This is a genomic window from Haloarcula quadrata, assembly GCF_003634715.1.
In the GTDB taxonomy this organism is placed as follows: domain Archaea; phylum Halobacteriota; class Halobacteria; order Halobacteriales; family Haloarculaceae; genus Haloarcula; species Haloarcula marismortui.
On the sequence record NZ_RBWW01000001.1, the window covers coordinates 368,608 to 382,599 of the forward strand.

At 62.7% G+C, this 13,992-nt stretch carries 18 protein-coding genes and 2 tRNA genes; 7 read left to right on the forward strand and 13 right to left on the reverse strand.

Annotation, left to right across the window (positions count from 1 at the left end; genetic code table 11):
- Position 1: 1 nt before the first annotated feature.
- The 4 genes from BDK61_RS01910 to BDK61_RS01925 form a co-directional block, all read right to left on the reverse strand.
- Positions 2 to 649, reverse strand: a complete 648-nt coding sequence (locus BDK61_RS01910) for a phosphoribosyltransferase (protein WP_049939043.1) — start codon at positions 647 to 649, stop codon at positions 2 to 4.
- Positions 650 to 738: 89 nt separating this feature from the next.
- Positions 739 to 1,017, reverse strand: coding sequence for a hypothetical protein (locus tag BDK61_RS01915; RefSeq protein WP_004960054.1), 279 nt, complete (start codon positions 1,015 to 1,017; stop codon positions 739 to 741).
- 43 nt (positions 1,018 to 1,060) lie between these two features.
- Positions 1,061 to 1,909, reverse strand: coding sequence for an HNH endonuclease (locus BDK61_RS01920; RefSeq protein ID WP_121302155.1), 849 nt, complete (start codon positions 1,907 to 1,909; stop codon positions 1,061 to 1,063).
- A 102-nt stretch (positions 1,910 to 2,011) separates the two neighbouring features.
- Positions 2,012 to 2,082, reverse strand: a tRNA-His gene (locus BDK61_RS01925).
- A 177-nt stretch (positions 2,083 to 2,259) separates the two neighbouring features.
- Between BDK61_RS01925 and BDK61_RS01930 the strand changes: the two genes are divergently transcribed.
- On the forward strand, positions 2,260 to 2,712 hold the full coding sequence (locus BDK61_RS01930; RefSeq protein WP_004590290.1) for a DUF5814 domain-containing protein: 453 nt from the start codon (positions 2,260 to 2,262) through the stop codon (positions 2,710 to 2,712).
- Here the strand turns inward: BDK61_RS01930 and BDK61_RS01935 are convergent.
- Positions 2,704 to 3,138, reverse strand: a complete 435-nt coding sequence (locus BDK61_RS01935; protein ID WP_004515935.1) for a CopG family transcriptional regulator — start codon at positions 3,136 to 3,138, stop codon at positions 2,704 to 2,706. The genes BDK61_RS01930 and BDK61_RS01935 overlap by 9 nt on opposite strands.
- Before the next feature lie 133 nt (positions 3,139 to 3,271).
- On the opposite strand from BDK61_RS01935, the gene BDK61_RS01940 reads away from it, so the two are divergent.
- Positions 3,272 to 3,700 carry a VOC family protein gene (locus tag BDK61_RS01940; RefSeq protein ID WP_121302156.1) on the forward strand — a complete coding sequence of 143 codons (429 nt, stop codon included), beginning with the start codon at positions 3,272 to 3,274 and terminating at the stop codon, positions 3,698 to 3,700.
- A gap of 45 nt (positions 3,701 to 3,745) precedes the next feature.
- Here the strand turns inward: BDK61_RS01940 and BDK61_RS01945 are convergent, their stop codons facing one another.
- Entirely contained in the window at positions 3,746 to 4,360 is a 615-nt protein-coding gene (locus BDK61_RS01945; RefSeq protein WP_004960047.1) for an RPA family protein, read from the reverse strand.
- Entirely contained in the window at positions 4,361 to 5,305 is a 945-nt protein-coding gene (locus tag BDK61_RS01950) for a replication factor A (RefSeq protein ID WP_121302157.1), read from the reverse strand.
- Between the two features lie 172 nt (positions 5,306 to 5,477).
- Here BDK61_RS01950 and BDK61_RS01955 point away from each other — a divergent pair, with 172 nt between their 5' ends.
- Both BDK61_RS01955 and BDK61_RS01960 read left to right on the forward strand, forming a co-directional pair.
- Positions 5,478 to 5,762 (forward strand): DUF7091 family protein, encoded by a 285-nt coding sequence (locus tag BDK61_RS01955; protein ID WP_004960042.1) that lies wholly within the window; start codon positions 5,478 to 5,480, stop codon positions 5,760 to 5,762.
- 82 nt (positions 5,763 to 5,844) lie between these two features.
- Positions 5,845 to 6,840 carry a mannose-1-phosphate guanylyltransferase gene (locus BDK61_RS01960; protein WP_121302158.1) on the forward strand — a complete coding sequence of 332 codons (996 nt, stop codon included), beginning with the start codon at positions 5,845 to 5,847 and terminating at the stop codon, positions 6,838 to 6,840.
- Between the two features lie 21 nt (positions 6,841 to 6,861).
- On the opposite strand, the gene BDK61_RS01965 is transcribed toward BDK61_RS01960, so the two are convergent.
- Both BDK61_RS01965 and BDK61_RS01970 read right to left on the reverse strand, forming a co-directional pair.
- Positions 6,862 to 7,644, reverse strand: coding sequence for an SDR family oxidoreductase (locus BDK61_RS01965; RefSeq protein WP_011224398.1), 783 nt, complete (start codon positions 7,642 to 7,644; stop codon positions 6,862 to 6,864).
- A gap of 63 nt (positions 7,645 to 7,707) precedes the next feature.
- Complete coding sequence (locus BDK61_RS01970; protein ID WP_121302159.1) at positions 7,708 to 8,160, reverse strand: TRAM domain-containing protein; 453 nt, start codon at positions 8,158 to 8,160, stop codon at positions 7,708 to 7,710.
- A 145-nt stretch (positions 8,161 to 8,305) separates the two neighbouring features.
- On the opposite strand from BDK61_RS01970, the gene BDK61_RS01975 reads away from it, so the two are divergent.
- Together BDK61_RS01975 and BDK61_RS01980 are read left to right on the forward strand one after the other, a co-directional pair.
- On the forward strand, positions 8,306 to 9,754 hold the full coding sequence (locus BDK61_RS01975; RefSeq protein WP_121302160.1) for a M61 metallopeptidase family protein: 1,449 nt from the start codon (positions 8,306 to 8,308) through the stop codon (positions 9,752 to 9,754).
- 125 nt (positions 9,755 to 9,879) lie between these two features.
- Positions 9,880 to 10,242, forward strand: a complete 363-nt coding sequence (locus BDK61_RS01980) for a group I truncated hemoglobin (protein WP_007189587.1) — start codon at positions 9,880 to 9,882, stop codon at positions 10,240 to 10,242.
- Between the two features lie 409 nt (positions 10,243 to 10,651).
- On the opposite strand, the gene BDK61_RS01985 is transcribed toward BDK61_RS01980, so the two are convergent.
- From BDK61_RS01985 to BDK61_RS02000, 4 genes are all read right to left on the reverse strand, one after another.
- A tRNA-Arg gene (locus BDK61_RS01985) sits at positions 10,652 to 10,756 on the reverse strand.
- A 54-nt stretch (positions 10,757 to 10,810) separates the two neighbouring features.
- Positions 10,811 to 11,107: a hypothetical protein gene (locus BDK61_RS01990; protein ID WP_004960025.1), complete on the reverse strand. Its 297-nt coding sequence runs from the start codon at positions 11,105 to 11,107 to the stop codon at positions 10,811 to 10,813.
- Positions 11,107 to 12,204: a DUF373 family protein gene (locus BDK61_RS01995; protein WP_007189585.1), complete on the reverse strand. Its 1,098-nt coding sequence runs from the start codon at positions 12,202 to 12,204 to the stop codon at positions 11,107 to 11,109. Before BDK61_RS01995 ends, BDK61_RS01990 begins: the two co-directional genes overlap by 1 nt.
- Positions 12,205 to 12,248: 44 nt before the next feature.
- Entirely contained in the window at positions 12,249 to 12,749 is a 501-nt protein-coding gene (locus BDK61_RS02000) for a phosphate-starvation-inducible PsiE family protein (protein ID WP_004960019.1), read from the reverse strand.
- Between the two features lie 125 nt (positions 12,750 to 12,874).
- Between BDK61_RS02000 and BDK61_RS02005 the strand changes: the two genes are divergently transcribed.
- The gene (locus tag BDK61_RS02005; protein WP_121302161.1) at positions 12,875 to 13,903 is read left to right on the forward strand and encodes a radical SAM protein; all 1,029 of its coding nucleotides are present in this window, start codon (positions 12,875 to 12,877) and stop codon (positions 13,901 to 13,903) included.
- The last annotated feature ends 89 nt before the right edge of the window (positions 13,904 to 13,992 follow it).

The window sequence follows — 13,992 nt, forward strand, 5'->3', positions numbered from 1 at the left end:
GTCACTCCTCGGCGAGATACGACATCGCCGCCTCGTCGGAGACCTGCTCGAACTGCTCGTAGTACTGGCCGACAGCGCGAAACGCCGACGGCCTTTCCAGACAGACCACTTCGTCGACCAGCGCTTCGAGGTCCGACATCGCCCGCGGCGAGGCGACCGGGACCGCGAGCACGAGTCGTTCGGGGTCCGCCTGTCGAATCTGCTCGATACAGGCCCGCGCCGTGGCCCCCGTCGCCACACCATCGTCGACGAGGCAGACTCGCTTCCCGGTAAGTGTCGGCGACGACTCCGAACTGCGGTAGCGCTGGGCCTTCTGTCGGGCGGCTTCCGCCATCTCCGCTCGTGTGCTCGCAACGTAGTCCCGGGGTATCTCGCGTTGCTCGATGACATCGGTGTTGAGCCAGACCGCTCCGTCCGCGGCGACGGCGCCGATAGCGTACTCGGGGTTGTTCGGTGCGCCGATCTTCTTTGCGACCGCGATGTCTAGCGGCGCGTCCAGCGCGTCGGCGACGGGCCGCCCGACTGGGAGTCCACCGCGCGGAATTGCGAGGACGATGTCGACTGTGATGTCCCGCTCACGCAACGCCTCTCCCAGCCGCTGTCCAGCAGCCTGCCTGTTCTTGAACGTCGGGGAGCGGTTGCGTCCCATACTAGTTAGTTCGCTGTCGAGATGCAAATATTTCCGCATTCTGGCAGCGGCGAGATAGTCGAACGAGCCGATCCCGGCAAAGCCCCGCGTTAGTCGTCGGACAGCGCTGTGGCAACCGCTTCGAGTTCGCCCTTCCGGAAGGGCTGCTCCGCGTCTGCCGGGTCGTCGTCCTCCTGCGCTCCGATTTTCCAGAGAATACCCGCTCGCATCTGTGGCTTCGATGGGAGCCGGTCCGTGTCAATGTCGTACCCCACAGCCTCGCAGATCGCTGCCAGGGCTTCCTTGGTGAAAGCAGTCGAAACCGGCCGTTCGTATCGCCCAACAGCTTCACGAATCTCGTTTCGGAGTTCGTCGACAGTCGGTGACATACGCGTACTAGCGGCGGGCCGGATTGTGTAGATTCCGGTCCGATTACACCGTCGCGCCGCCAACAGCAGACGGGTCCCATCGGGGGATGCCGGCCCGCCAGCGCAGTTCCGCCCGCGAGACACGGCCGAACTCCGCCCGACGGTGACAGCTCGGACACAGCGAGACGACATTGTCAAGCGTGTGTGCGTCCCGGACGGCGAGCGCCCGCAGTGCGGCGAACAGACGGACTGGGACGATGTGGTGCACATCCGGGTTCCGCCCCAGTTCGTCGGCATTAGTCCCACACAATACGCAAGCGTGGTCGTCCCGTGCTAAAGCCTGCTCGCGTACTGCCCGCCATCCCGGCCCGTAGTCGCCGACGCCACCGCCGCGCCAGTTCGGATGGCCGTCACCAGTGAACGCCTCGGAGAGCCACGCGGCGTGGCAGTCGCGGCTACAAAGGACGACTTCGCTCTGAATCTGGCTCGGATATCGCTCAACGGGGCTGTCACAAACATCACAGGAGACAGACAGTTTGCCACCTGACCAGGAGTGATGCGCAGTTCCGGTACGCTGTGGCGGTTCGCGCCACGCCGCAGTCTCGACGCAGTCGGGGCAGTACATGCCGTCTTTTTCCGAGGGGTAGTACTCGAACCCCGCGTCACAGATATCACAGTTCGTCTGTTCTTTCGCATCCGAGAAGTTTGGATTCGCCTCTCCTTCGTACGATACGGCAGCGTCGTGGCATACGTCCGAACAATAGGCACGGGCAGATTCGGCGTAGAATTCGGCTCCACAGCGGTTGCACTCTCTGTTTGGTAGCCGTTCGTCGTGGGCGCGACTGTGATGTACCCCGAGACCGCGGCGGCTGTCGAACACCCGCCCACAGGTCGGGCAGTCATGTTCTGCCATATTATAGACAGGAATGGGGGAGATAATAAGTCCGGGCCGAGTGGGGTGGCAGTGAAACTAGCAGGCTGAGCTTCGCCGAATGATATGTAAGAAAATTATACAGTCCGGGTGCGGGAATTGAACCCACGTCTCAGCCACCACAAGGCTGAAGGATACCACTACCCCAACCCGGACACGCTTGCTGAAGCATTCATAGATATCCCGCTGGAACAGAAATACGTTACGAATCTGGAAACCAGTGAGTCGTGAGAGCGCGTGACAGCGGTGGCACGGCGGTTCGGGGTTGGCTTCGAAACCCATCAGGTGCTTCGAGACGCTTTTACACAGGCGACACGTATGGAAGGGCACGCGTGGCCATCACGGACAAGATTTACGTCAAGAACCACCAGCAACTCGCCTCCCAGCTAGAGACGAGTTTCCCGAAAGGGGCGTTCAAGGGGGCGACGCTGGACATCCTCTTTCAGGGCGAGGGGCTGGCAAAACTCGACGAAGCCTCCAGAGAGCGAGTTCTGGATTTCGCGGAGGATTTCCTGGACTGTGACTGTGAGGCCAACCCCCACTGTGGCTGTGCTGAGCGGAAGTTCATTTCGTACCTGCTGGAACTGCGCGAGCAGGGGATGGGGCCGGACGCAATCGTCGACGTGATGAGCGATGACTACATGCTGTATGCCTATCCGGGCGACGTGCTGTCCTTCCTCGATAACTCCGTCAGAACGTTAGAAGCCGTGGAAACTCTGGCCGACGTCGATGGGCGCGACGACGTGGCCGAAGACGTACAACAGAAGCGCCAGCGGTTACTCTAGGTCGTCGAAGCTGCCGATGCGATAGGAGGCGTCCTCCTCTTCGCCCTGGTCGAGGTCTTCGAGGTGAATGACCTCGTCTTGGTCCATCTCGTCGAGTTGCTGGCGGAGTTTGGTGACGTAACGCTTGTGTTCTTCCAGTTGTTCGCGGAGGTGTTCGGCTTCGAGTTCGAGTCGCTCGTGCTCGCGGACGAAGCTCTTCGGAACTTCGACTTTCGGCGGGAAGCTCTCGGTACTAGTCTCGGTTGCGTCGTCCTCGAACTCGTGTTCCGGCGCGACCTTCACCTGACCGTCGTGGGAAACAAGCGTGTCGACGTAGTCACGAAAAACTGCGGACAGCGAGATATCGCGCTCCTCGGCGATTTCGCGGAGGGTTTCGAATTTGTCCTCGCTGACGCGAAAGGAGATAGTCTTGTTTTTGTTGCCCATAGTTATGTACTGTTTTAGCAGCAACGTATTTAATCGTTTGTCAGACGCTACCGGACCGGTCCCTTGGTGGCCGTCTCTGACGACAGTCGAACCGCTGTGATTTAACCGCCGGCCGACCTCGGTATCGGCAGAGATGGCGACAGACATCGACGCAACTGGCCACCACTTCGGTATCATCGTCAGCAATCTGGACCGCGCGGTCGAGTTCTACCGGGACGTGCTGGGGCTTGACGTAGTGACTCGCTTTTCCGTCGGTGACAAGGCGTTTGGAGCCGCTGTCGACATTGAGGGAGCCAGCGCCGAACTGGTCCACCTCGACGCCGGCAACGTGCGTCTGGAACTGGCGACCTACGAACCCGAGGGCGAGGAAATGCCCGACCCCGACCTCAATCGCCCGGGGGCGACCCATCCCGGTCTGGAAGTCGACGACCTCGACGCCGTCGCCGACCGCTTGCCCGACGACGTTGAGACGCTCAGCGGCCCGCAAACGACCGAAAGCGGGACGACTATCATGTTCGTCGTCGACCCAGAGGGGAACCGAATCGAGCTACTGGAGCCGTAGCAGCGGACCACTCACCAGCAGCAAAAATAGACGACTGCGCCGCGGTCAGTCCGCGCTGGCTTCGGCCTGCTCGTCCTGCAGACTCTCCAGCGCGCCGACGACCGACTGCCGATAGTTCTCGATTGACAGTTGGTCGTATTCCTCGTCAGCCATCGAGATATACTCGTCAGTGGCCGGGTCCTCCATGTCGGCTTCCTTGTACCGCTTGACCCGGTCAAGCGTTCGCTCGGCCGTTTCGACGACCCAGCGGTCCCGCGTCGCTTCGTCGACCTTCGAGATGGACTCGGGGCGAATCGAGACGTTCACTTCGCCCTCGTCGGTCTCGTAGGTGCGTGGCTTGCCGACGACAGCGACGTAGGCCGGCGGTTCCAGTTCGCGCAGCATCGACGCCGCGTCGGGCTGGTACTGCCCGGCGTACATGAAGAACGTGTCGCCGTTGGGGTCGACGACTCGTCCCTGCCAGTACTCGCTGTCCTCGCCGACATCCTCGGTCTCGGTGAGGGTGCCGACCAGGAACACGCGGTTGGCGCGCTGGCCGGTCGGCAAGAGGACGTACACCGGCGCGCGGTCGTCGTCGGATTCCTTGAACGTGTAGCTTGCGTCGTTGAACTCGCGTGCGAAGACGCGCCGTGCGACCTCGCGGGTGGGTGTACTCGCCATTTAGATCGACCTCGCTTTGATGAGAATCTCGTCTGCATCCACGGCCCCGGTCAGTCGCTCCTGCTCGTCGGCGAGCAAGTAGCGGCCAAACGTCGGACCGCGGACGCGGTAATACCGGCCGAGGATTTTCTGTCGCATCTCGTCGGCGACAACGGTGGTGTCGAGCGCGTCCATCGCCATCTCCTTCGCCTCTTCGAGTGTGATGCCGGTCAGTTCCTCGGTCGCGTCCTCGTCGAAGATGACCTCGGTGACCTCCTCGCCGTCGTCAAGGACGCCCTTGATTCGGAGGTCGAACTCGCCTTCAACCTCGCCGTGTTCGCTACAGCGGCCGTTCTGGAGGACGCGCGTGCAGTCGTCCTCCGGACAGCGCTTGATGAGCCCGGAGCCCGACTGGATGTCAACCAGTGCGCCGTCGGCCTCGACGCTGTCGTCGCCGACCTCAATTGCCTCGTCAAGTTCCTCGATAGTGGTCGTCCGGTTGAGCTTCACCGAAAAGCGACCCTGGTACTCGTCGGTAACGACGTTGCGCAGGGCGTAGGACTTGCCTTCTTCGAGCGACGGAAGGTCGGACTTCGACCACTTCGTGAACTTGATCGTGCCCGTTTCATCGCCCAGCAGGCCGACCTGCGCAACGGCGTCGGCGCGTGGCTCCCAGAGTTCGACGACCGTCGCGCGGACATCGACCCACTCCTCGGGGGCGTCGACATCAGCGACGTTCACCTGCTCGTTGCCGCCGCCATCGCCGCCACCTAGCTGGTCGCGGTCCATACCAGCCTCGTCAAGGTACGTGTTGACGACGCTCCGGCGGGCCTCACTGATGGGGACCTGATAATCGTTCACCAGCGTATCGAGACGTTCGACAACGTCGTCGACGTCGATCTCTAGCTGGTCGGAAAACTGCTCGTGTATCTCTGTCGCGTGGGTACGCAAATCTGACTCAGTCATTGGCTTTCACTGTCTCCGCCTGGTTTTCGTTGGGAGACAATCGACGGTTGGTCGCCTTTGGTTATAAATACTCGCCCAGCGGAGTGAAAGTGAATGTGGATATCGGACCCCCGGAGTCACGTCGTGCGAGCCACGCGAGAAGATTGATTTGTGGCCGGACACAACGGTCAGTATGGCCGACGACGACCGACTCGCACGGTTCATCCGAGATACCTTGCGGTCGGCCGAGCAGCAACTCTCCGATGCGAAGAAGGCCTACAAGAACGGCAAGCGGTCGGCAGAAGCCGGCCTGCCCAGAGATGAGGAAGGACGGGCCCGAATCGTCTGTCGCCGCCACGCCGAGTACCGCGCGGTGTCGATGGACGAGCAACGGCGGCCAGTGTGCTACGACGCAGAGAGTCCGGACTGTCAGGGCTGTGTCGAAGACATCAGGGACGGGACAATAGAAACGTGGTAACTCGCTGACGGCAGTGGGTTCGGGTGGTCTCCGCCTCGGTCGCCAGTATAACACTTTAGCACTGGCTGGGCAAAGCCCGAGTATGGAGCGACCAATCGTCGCGCTCGTTCTGGCCGGCGGTACCGGCACGCGCCTGTATCCGGCGAGTCGGAGCGACCGCCCCAAACAGTTTCTCTCCTTCGGGGAAGACGAATCGCTACTCGCCGAGACTGTCAGTCGGGTCGGGTTCGCCGACGAGACCTACGTGCTGACTCGGGACTCGTTCGCCGACGGGGTCCGGGAGCACGTCCCGAATGCAGCAGTGTTGACCGAACCGGAACCGAAAGACACCGGGCCGGCACTGGCGTATGCGGCCCACCGCATCCGCGAGCAGGTCGGCGACTGTGTTCTGCTGTGTCTGCCGAGCGACCACCGGATTTCGGGGCCGTTCGAGACGGTCGCACGGACGGCCGCGCGGGTCGCAGTGGAAACCGAGGGGCTCGTCACCGTCGGTATCGAACCGGACCGGCCGGCGACCGGTTACGGCTACATCAAGCCCGGACCGTCCGAGAACGGCTTCGCGCCGGTCGAAACGTTCCACGAGAAACCCGACCGGGAGACCGCGACGGAGTACGTCCGGGAGGGATTCTACTGGAACGCTGGCCTGTTCGCGTGGACGCCGACGGCTCTCCTGTCCGCCGCGTCGTCGTCACCGCTTGCACCCATGGTCGAGCGACTCGACGACGGGGACCACGACGACGCCTTTGCCGCTGTTGACCCGGTGAGCATCGATTACGCTGTGCTCGAAGACGCGGAAAACGCCTTTGTCGTTCCGGCGGCGCTTGACTGGGACGACCTGGGGTCGTGGGATGCCTTCGAGCGCGTCCTCGACGGCCAAGACGGAAACGCGGTGCTGGGTGAGGCAGTTAGTATAGACGCCGACGGGAACGTGCTGGCGAGCGACGGCCATATCAGCGCCGTCGGCGTCGAAGACCTCGTCGTGGCGTCATTCGACGACCGGACGCTCGTGGTCCCGAAAGAGGAGGCCCAGCGGGTCCGAGAGGTGGTCGGGGAACTGCGCGACGACGGGCGGTTCTGAGCGGCCCGGCGGCCGGAACTGTTAGCTCTGCATCGCCCCGCCGTCGACGGGCAGGGCCGTTCCAGTGACGTATGAGGACCGGGGCGAGGAGAGGAAGGCGACGACATCCCCAAGCTCTTCCGGTCGGCCGACACGCTGCAGCGGGGCATCGGCCCAAGATTTGATGCCCTCTTCGTAGGAGTCGTACTCGCCACGCTCGACGGCTGCTTCGACGAGTTCCTCGATACGTGGTGTCTCGTGTGCGCCGGGGAGGACGGCGTTGACGCGGACTTCCGGCGCAAACTCGTTAGCCTGTGTCTTCATCAGGCCGATAACAGCGCGGCGGACAGCGTTCGAGAGCACCAGGTCGTCAATGGCTTCCCGGACAGAACGGGAGGTGATATTGACGATGGTGCCGGCATCGGAGTCCCTGAGGTGTGGGTAGGCGGCCCGGGTGGTCCAGACGACACTCATCACGAGCAGGTCGTAGGCGCTGTACCACTCTCGCTCGGTCGTCTCCATGAACGGTCCGGGGGCCGGACCGCCAGCGCTGGTGACGACGTGGTCGAGGCCGCCGAAGCTGTCGACAGTTTCCTCGACGAGTGCCTCGATCTGGTCGGGGTCAGTAATATCGGCCTCGACGGCCAGTACGTCGCCGTCGCCGACCGCTTCGAGCCGGTTCCGTGCCTCGTCGACGTGTTCCGGCGTCCGGCCACAGACCGCTACGTTGGCACCGTCCGCAGCGAGGGCTTCGGCGCTCGCAAGTCCGAGTCCGCTCGTTGCGGCGGTACACAGCGCTGCGTTGCCATCGAGTTCGAGGTCCATATCCACAGGAAGGACCGACTGGCTCAAAGAAGTCCCGCTCGCAAACTGTCCAACCGGTGTGTCCTAGCTGCCCCAGAAGTTGTCCCGACTCCCGAGACGCCGGCCGTCATCATCAGCATTGTCGTCCGTCTCGTCAGCGTCGGCGTCGTTTTCTTCGGCTTCAGACTCGGAGGGGTCCTCGTCCATCTCCAGTCGCTCGACTTCCTCAGCCCGGGCGTGGTTCGAGTGAACGTTCGTCACCTTGACCAGCGAGCGAGCCGGGGGCAGGACGCCGTCAACCATGATGATGAAGCCGTCCTCGGTCCGGCCGACACCGGCACCGCTCTCATGGATGTCCTCAACGTCGACAGTGACTTCCTCGCCCATCTTGACCGGCTGGCTCTTGAGCTCCGAGATCGGCTGGTTGTAGTGATTGCACCACTCGGCGCCGCCACGGTCGCCGTAGTGGGTACAGCCCATCCCCTGAATTCGTTCGGTGAATTCGGGACAGTCGTCTGCGAGCGGACAATCGGCCATATCAGGGGATAACGTGGCCGCTGGCAAAACGCTTGCGACCCCGTGTCCGAGGCGCACAGCCTGTTATTACGTTTGAGATTTTCACCGGCACACACTTTACCGCCACTCGCTGGTTGTCGCGTAGCACTCGGCAACACCCAGAGCTATGAGAACGCAGCTGTTTGCAGGACTGGTCTGTCTCCTTCTGGTTTGCACGTCTCCGGTCGCCCTCGGTATCGAATCCGGGCCACCAGCGCAGGGCAGTGCCGACCACGACAGGTCGATTACCGTTCAGTACACACTCGACAGAGAGCCGAACAAGACCGGCCGGGTGCGGGTAACCGCGACGATTGAGCGACCACGGCACGTCACCGGACTGTCGGTACGGACGCCGGGGGAGGCGACAGTCCTCCAAGCCGACGGACTCCAGTCCGATGGCGACCGCTGGCGTGTCAGCAGTGATACTGAGAGAGCACGACTGACCTACACCGTGCCGGTCGGACTCTCGACAACGTTCGGCCAGCGGACCGCTGACACCCACAACTGGACGCTGCTTGCCAGACAGGAGGTGTCACTGCGTGCCCGCTGGCGTTGGCACGTCGGGCCGCGGCCCACGTGGAACGAGTCGCTCGCACTCGCACCTAGACAAAGCGGTGTCGCCGGGCGTACGGCCGCCTACATCGGCCCCCACGAGACAGAAACGAGAACGGTCGATGGCGACCGAATCACGCTCATTATCCCGTCGGCTTCGGAGCTACGACCCAACCGAACCGCCGTTCTGGACGCCATCAGCCATGCAAAGCGTGTCTCGACCGCCGGAACGGACCACGACCACATCCGCGTGTTTGTCGCGCCGAACGAACTCGCACCGGGCGGATACACCCCGTCGAACGGCGCGTCGGATGTCATCGTCAACGCCGGCGAACCCGTCCGGTCCCCGGTCAACGTCTGGGTCCACGAATACCGCCACACGCGACAGACCCTCGAGACGACACCGGCGATGGACTGGCTCAGCGAGGGAAGCGCGGACTACCACACCGCGGCCCTCACGTACAGCACGGGCGGCATCGATGCAGACCAGTTCCATGAGCGGGTGACGACCGAGCGCCACGAAACCGCCGATCTGACACAGCCCGACACATGGGCGGGACCGGGCGCACAGTACCACAAGGGAACACGTGTCGTCGCAGCCATTGACGCCCATCTCCGGCAAGCGACCGATGGCACCCGGACGTTCGAAGCGGTCCTCGACAGGCTGACCCGACACGACGACCGCATCACTCTCGCGCTGTTCGCCGAGACGGTGTCGGCTGTCGCCGGAGATGAACTCAATGCGTTTGTTCGACAGGCTGTCACTGGCACCGCGCCGTCGGTCCCGGTCGAGGTGCTCACTGACCGCGACCTGCGGCGAAGCGGCGCAGCAGATACGACCGGCCGGCGGACGAATTTCGCGCCGTCGGGCGATAGCAGTGCGACCACAGCGACCACCGCCGGCGACGGTCCCAGACGCGTCGTCGATACCACGCGGCCCGTCACGGACCGCCACGGGGAGTGGACCGTGCTTGGGACGCTCGGCCTGCTGTCTCTGTTGCTGGTTCGTCGTCAACGACTGTAGCGCGTCCATAATCGCCCGTTTTAAGAGTGCCGCCGCAGGCATCACGTCCGAGCAGCAGCGCGACGGTCGATGCCGAATCTGTTTTTCCACAACAATCATGCCGACTGCGTACCTGTCACTCGACAATGGCATCACAGTCTATTTTCGAGCGGATCGGCGGTCGCGACGCGGTCGACGCGGTGGTCTCGGATTTCTACGACCGCGTACTCGACGACCCGCTGCTCGAACCGTACTTCGAGGAAACCGACATGGACCAGCTCCGCAGCCACCAGACTCAGTTCATCAGCACCGTTGCCGGCGGCCCGGTCGACTACGACGGCGACGATATGCAAACCGCCCACGAGGGCATGGGGATCACCGAAGACGCGTTTGCCAGCGTTGCGACCCACCTCGAAGCCGCGCTCCGGGCGAACGGCGTCCCCGACGACGACGTCGAAGCGATTCTCACCGAGGTCGCCGCAATGAAAGACGATATCGTTGAGGCGTAGCCGGCCGCCGTGGGTCAGACACGGGCCCACATAGTGTTGGAGTCGGAGGCTGAAGCTGATTATGCAGCGAAACACAGTGTTGCTGTCGTCCTGTCCCAGCAAATGGGGACCATGACAGTGCAGGGAGTTTACCCAGATGTTCAAAACAGTAGCTGGGTGTGAAAATGTCACTGTTACATACGTGTTGCCGGGGAATCCGTGCGTGTGGAGGGGACGAAACCAGTGCCATCCCCCAAGTCGGGTTGCCATGCCTCTGACAAGTCATGCAAACTGACGCGGTACTGGTAGTCGTGTTCCCTTCACTGTAATACTGCAAAGGGCGGGTCGCAGAGTTCGTCTCGGAGGGAATTGGCTCTGCTAGAGCGGACAGCAGGTGGTGTCGGCACTTCTTATTTTCAGTTACAGATAACGGGCACGGTGGGATTCGAACCCACGACCGTCGGATGTCTTCCCCCGATGGCAGCGCCAGCGGAGATAGAAGTCCGACGCTCTATCCGGACTGAGCTACGTGCCCTCGATATCGTGTATTTCCGGCGGTGACAAAAGAAATGCGGAACACGGTCGCCGGTCAGTGATCGGGATCGAGGTCTTCTTCGACGTCGTCGGCCGTCGTGATAGCGTTCACGTTGCCAGTCTGAATCGCGGTCAGTTCATCCAAGTCACAGAGGGCGTCGATTTCGTCCTGTGTCGTTGAGACCAGCAGGTCGTCGAACTGGAGGTGGCGCTCGACGGTCGCGCCGGCGGCCTCCGCAGCGGCGGCGACGCGCTCAGGGTCAGCATCGTCAGCCGTTTCGAGAACCAGATCGACGGGCTCGCCGTCGAGTGGGTCCGCGCGCAGACTCTCGACGGCACGGGAGACGTACATTACTCGGATGAGGGACCGCCGGGGCCTTGATTGTGCTGTTCGGCGCGGTCGAAGCGGGCCTCCGCGACAGCGAAGCCTAAGGTACTGACCAGCCCGAGCAGCGTCCCACCAGTGAGCATTATGGCGAGGTATTCCAGGTCCTGCACCCCGAGGAAAAAGGCGCTGACAGCGTGTAACACGAGGGCGATCGAGAGGACGTAGAAGGGAGCGTTGAGATACCGCCAGCGGAAGCTCCCGTCGAGGTACTCGTCAGTCACGCGGCCGAGGCTGGAAGTGATGCCGGCGGCGGCGAACCACTGAATCGCGCCGGAGACCAGCGACGCGATGACTTCGAGGGCGTCGGGGTCCGTCTGGCGTTCGAGTTCCTGAACGCCGCTGACGCCGCCGATAGCGAGCAGTGCAGCCGCGACGACATAGGTGATGATCGTGACGCGACCGGCGTACAGTCCGGCGGTCGTTCGCTCAACGGCTTCGTCCAGTATCTTCTCAGCGCCGAGGCCCCGTGCGAGGATGTAGAGCCCAAGCAAGCCGGAAATAACACCCAGCGCGGAGCCAGGGTACCCCAGCGCTTCGACGGCGATTGTCAGCGGGTAAATCAGCAGGAGGATGCCCAGCGGAACCAGTATCGTCCCGCGGGTCTCCGGGTCGTCGAGCACCTGCTTGATGGTGTAGTACATCGATTCGAGGTTCTGGGCCTGTCGGACGACGACGCGACGAACGCCGTCGATTTGGACCCGCGAGCGGATAACGGGGACCACCGACTCGTCCTGTGCGCCGTCGGTGACCAGCAGCGCCCGCACATCCTCGCTGGCCGCCAGTGACGCGAGAACGGTATCGACCTCCTCGCCGACTGCCCGGTTAGCGGCGACATCGCTTCCGTCGACGCCGGTGACGGCTGCGACTTCGACCGGCTCGTCGGTGATGTCGTCATAGATGTGGACGCCCTCGAACAGGACGTTCACATCGGAGTCTTCCGGGTCGTTCGAGGCCAGCGCCACGGCTGCGTCTACGACGGCATCGCGCCCGATGACTGGCGTGTCGATGCCGGTCTTGCGGCCAAGGTCGTCGTCGAGGTCGATACACAGCACCAGCAGCATCTATCGGCGCTACGCCGCCTGTGTTTAACTTCTTTCGGGACCGCTCACCCTGATTCCGGGAGCCTGTCCCGGGTCCGACGCTCGACGAGCAGCAGCGCCGCGAGCCCGAGGATGATGAGCGTGTAGGCTGCGGCGGCGGTGAGCGCGGCCTGTTCGGAGCTGTACTCGCCGGTGCGGAAAATGATAGCTTTCCGGACCATCGCGATGACGCCCGTGTAGATAACCAGACGGACGATGCGGCGCGTTTCGCTTTCCTGCGTGTACGCGACGACGGTCTGGTACACCTCGACGATAATGAACAGGAGGAGCGCCGTGTCGATGAAACCGACGACGACTAGCGGGTCGGTGATATCGCCACGAAGCGCGCTCTGGAATATCTGGAGCGTCAGGTCGAAGACGCCGATAGCAAAGAGGAGAACCAGCACTAGCGCCGCGATGACCTCGACGTACCGGATGAGCGACTCGCTGACCCCCAGCACTCTATCGTCGAACGACTCCGCTTCCGGCAGTGGCCCGCCCACGGGGTCAGCATCCTCGTCATCCATACACACAGAACGGGCCCCAGCCAGTTCAAAGCGGTCCCTATCTGGCGTGGCCCACCCATGTTGTCACATCTCACTCACGAGCCGATGCGCACGCTTTTTCCCGCTGGGAGCGGTGTTTACAGGTAATGATTTCCGAGGGCTGCGAACAGTGCGCCAAAGGCGGCAAAATGGTGCTGTTCGTCTACGGCTACTGCGACCAGCGAGACTGCTTCTACTGTCCCCTCGGGGAAAACCGCAAGAACGTCACCCAGATGTACGCCAACGAGCGCCCCATCGAGGACGACGCGGACGTTATCGAGGAAGCCAAGCGCATGAGCGCGCTGGGCACCTCAATCACGGGTGGCGAACCCCAGGAAGTGCTCGACCGGACCTGTCACTATCTGGAACTGCTGAAAGACGAGTTCGGCGAGGATCACCACACGCACCTCTACACCGGTATCCCCGGCGGCCGCGAGAATATGCGCCGCCTCTCGGAAGCTGGTCTCGACGAGATTCGCTTCCACCCGCCACTGGAGCAGTGGGGCGACCTCCACGGCACCGAGTGGGAGGATATCCTCTATATCGCCCGCGAAGAAGGACTGACGCCGGCCTTCGAAATCCCCGGCATTCGCGCCGAGGAGGAGTTCCTCGAATTCCTCGACGAGGGCGCGGCCGACTTCTGTAACATCAACGAGTTCGAGATGTCCGACGGGAACTACCGCCGGATGCAGGAGGAGGGCTTCGAACTGAAAGAGGACCACATGAGCGCCGTCGAGGGGTCCCACGATATTCTGGAAAAGATGGGCGACCACGAGAAGGTGTACTTCTGTACGAGCGTGTTCAAGGACGCCGCCCAGCACCGCTCGCGGCTCAAGCGGATGGCCCGCAACATCCGCCGTCCGTTCGATGACGTGACCGACGACGGGACGCTCGTCTACGGGAAGGCGTGGACCTCCGAGGCTCGGCTTGAAACCCTCGGTGTCCCCGAGGAGTACTACATCGTCAAATCCGAGCACGTCGAACTCGCCTGGTGGCTGCTGGAGGAGATGGTCGAGGAAGGCGACGTCGAGAAGGGCGAAATCGTCGAGCAGTATCCGACCTACGACGGAACGGTCGTCGAGCGGACACCGCTGTCGAACGGTGCTGACGCCGGACGAGCGACAGCCGACGACTAGCGACCCGGTTCTGTTTGGCTTCTCGATTACCGCAAGTCCCAGGCCTGCACTGTCCAGCCGTGGCTTTATTTGTCAGCTAAGAGAAACGC

Coding starts and splice junctions, on each gene's coding strand:
- BDK61_RS01910 (WP_049939043.1), bottom strand. CDS start 649: ATGGGACGCAACCGCTCCCCGACGTTCAAGAACAGGCAGGCTGCTGGA.
- BDK61_RS01915 (WP_004960054.1), bottom strand. CDS start 1,017: ATGTCACCGACTGTCGACGAACTCCGAAACGAGATTCGTGAAGCTGTT.
- BDK61_RS01920 (WP_121302155.1), bottom strand. CDS start 1,909: ATGGCAGAACATGACTGCCCGACCTGTGGGCGGGTGTTCGACAGCCGC.
- BDK61_RS01935 (WP_004515935.1), bottom strand. CDS start 3,138: ATGGGCAACAAAAACAAGACTATCTCCTTTCGCGTCAGCGAGGACAAA.
- BDK61_RS01940 (WP_121302156.1), top strand. CDS start 3,272: ATGGCGACAGACATCGACGCAACTGGCCACCACTTCGGTATCATCGTC.
- BDK61_RS01945 (WP_004960047.1), bottom strand. CDS start 4,360: ATGGCGAGTACACCCACCCGCGAGGTCGCACGGCGCGTCTTCGCACGC.
- BDK61_RS01950 (WP_121302157.1), bottom strand. CDS start 5,305: ATGACTGAGTCAGATTTGCGTACCCACGCGACAGAGATACACGAGCAG.
- BDK61_RS01955 (WP_004960042.1), top strand. CDS start 5,478: ATGGCCGACGACGACCGACTCGCACGGTTCATCCGAGATACCTTGCGG.
- BDK61_RS01960 (WP_121302158.1), top strand. CDS start 5,845: ATGGAGCGACCAATCGTCGCGCTCGTTCTGGCCGGCGGTACCGGCACG.
- BDK61_RS01965 (WP_011224398.1), bottom strand. CDS start 7,644: ATGGACCTCGAACTCGATGGCAACGCAGCGCTGTGTACCGCCGCAACG.
- BDK61_RS01970 (WP_121302159.1), bottom strand. CDS start 8,160: ATGGCCGATTGTCCGCTCGCAGACGACTGTCCCGAATTCACCGAACGA.
- BDK61_RS01975 (WP_121302160.1), top strand. CDS start 8,306: ATGAGAACGCAGCTGTTTGCAGGACTGGTCTGTCTCCTTCTGGTTTGC.
- BDK61_RS01980 (WP_007189587.1), top strand. CDS start 9,880: ATGGCATCACAGTCTATTTTCGAGCGGATCGGCGGTCGCGACGCGGTC.
- BDK61_RS01990 (WP_004960025.1), bottom strand. CDS start 11,107: ATGTACGTCTCCCGTGCCGTCGAGAGTCTGCGCGCGGACCCACTCGAC.
- BDK61_RS01995 (WP_007189585.1), bottom strand. CDS start 12,204: ATGCTGCTGGTGCTGTGTATCGACCTCGACGACGACCTTGGCCGCAAG.
- BDK61_RS02000 (WP_004960019.1), bottom strand. CDS start 12,749: ATGGATGACGAGGATGCTGACCCCGTGGGCGGGCCACTGCCGGAAGCG.
- BDK61_RS02005 (WP_121302161.1), top strand. CDS start 12,875: ATGATTTCCGAGGGCTGCGAACAGTGCGCCAAAGGCGGCAAAATGGTG.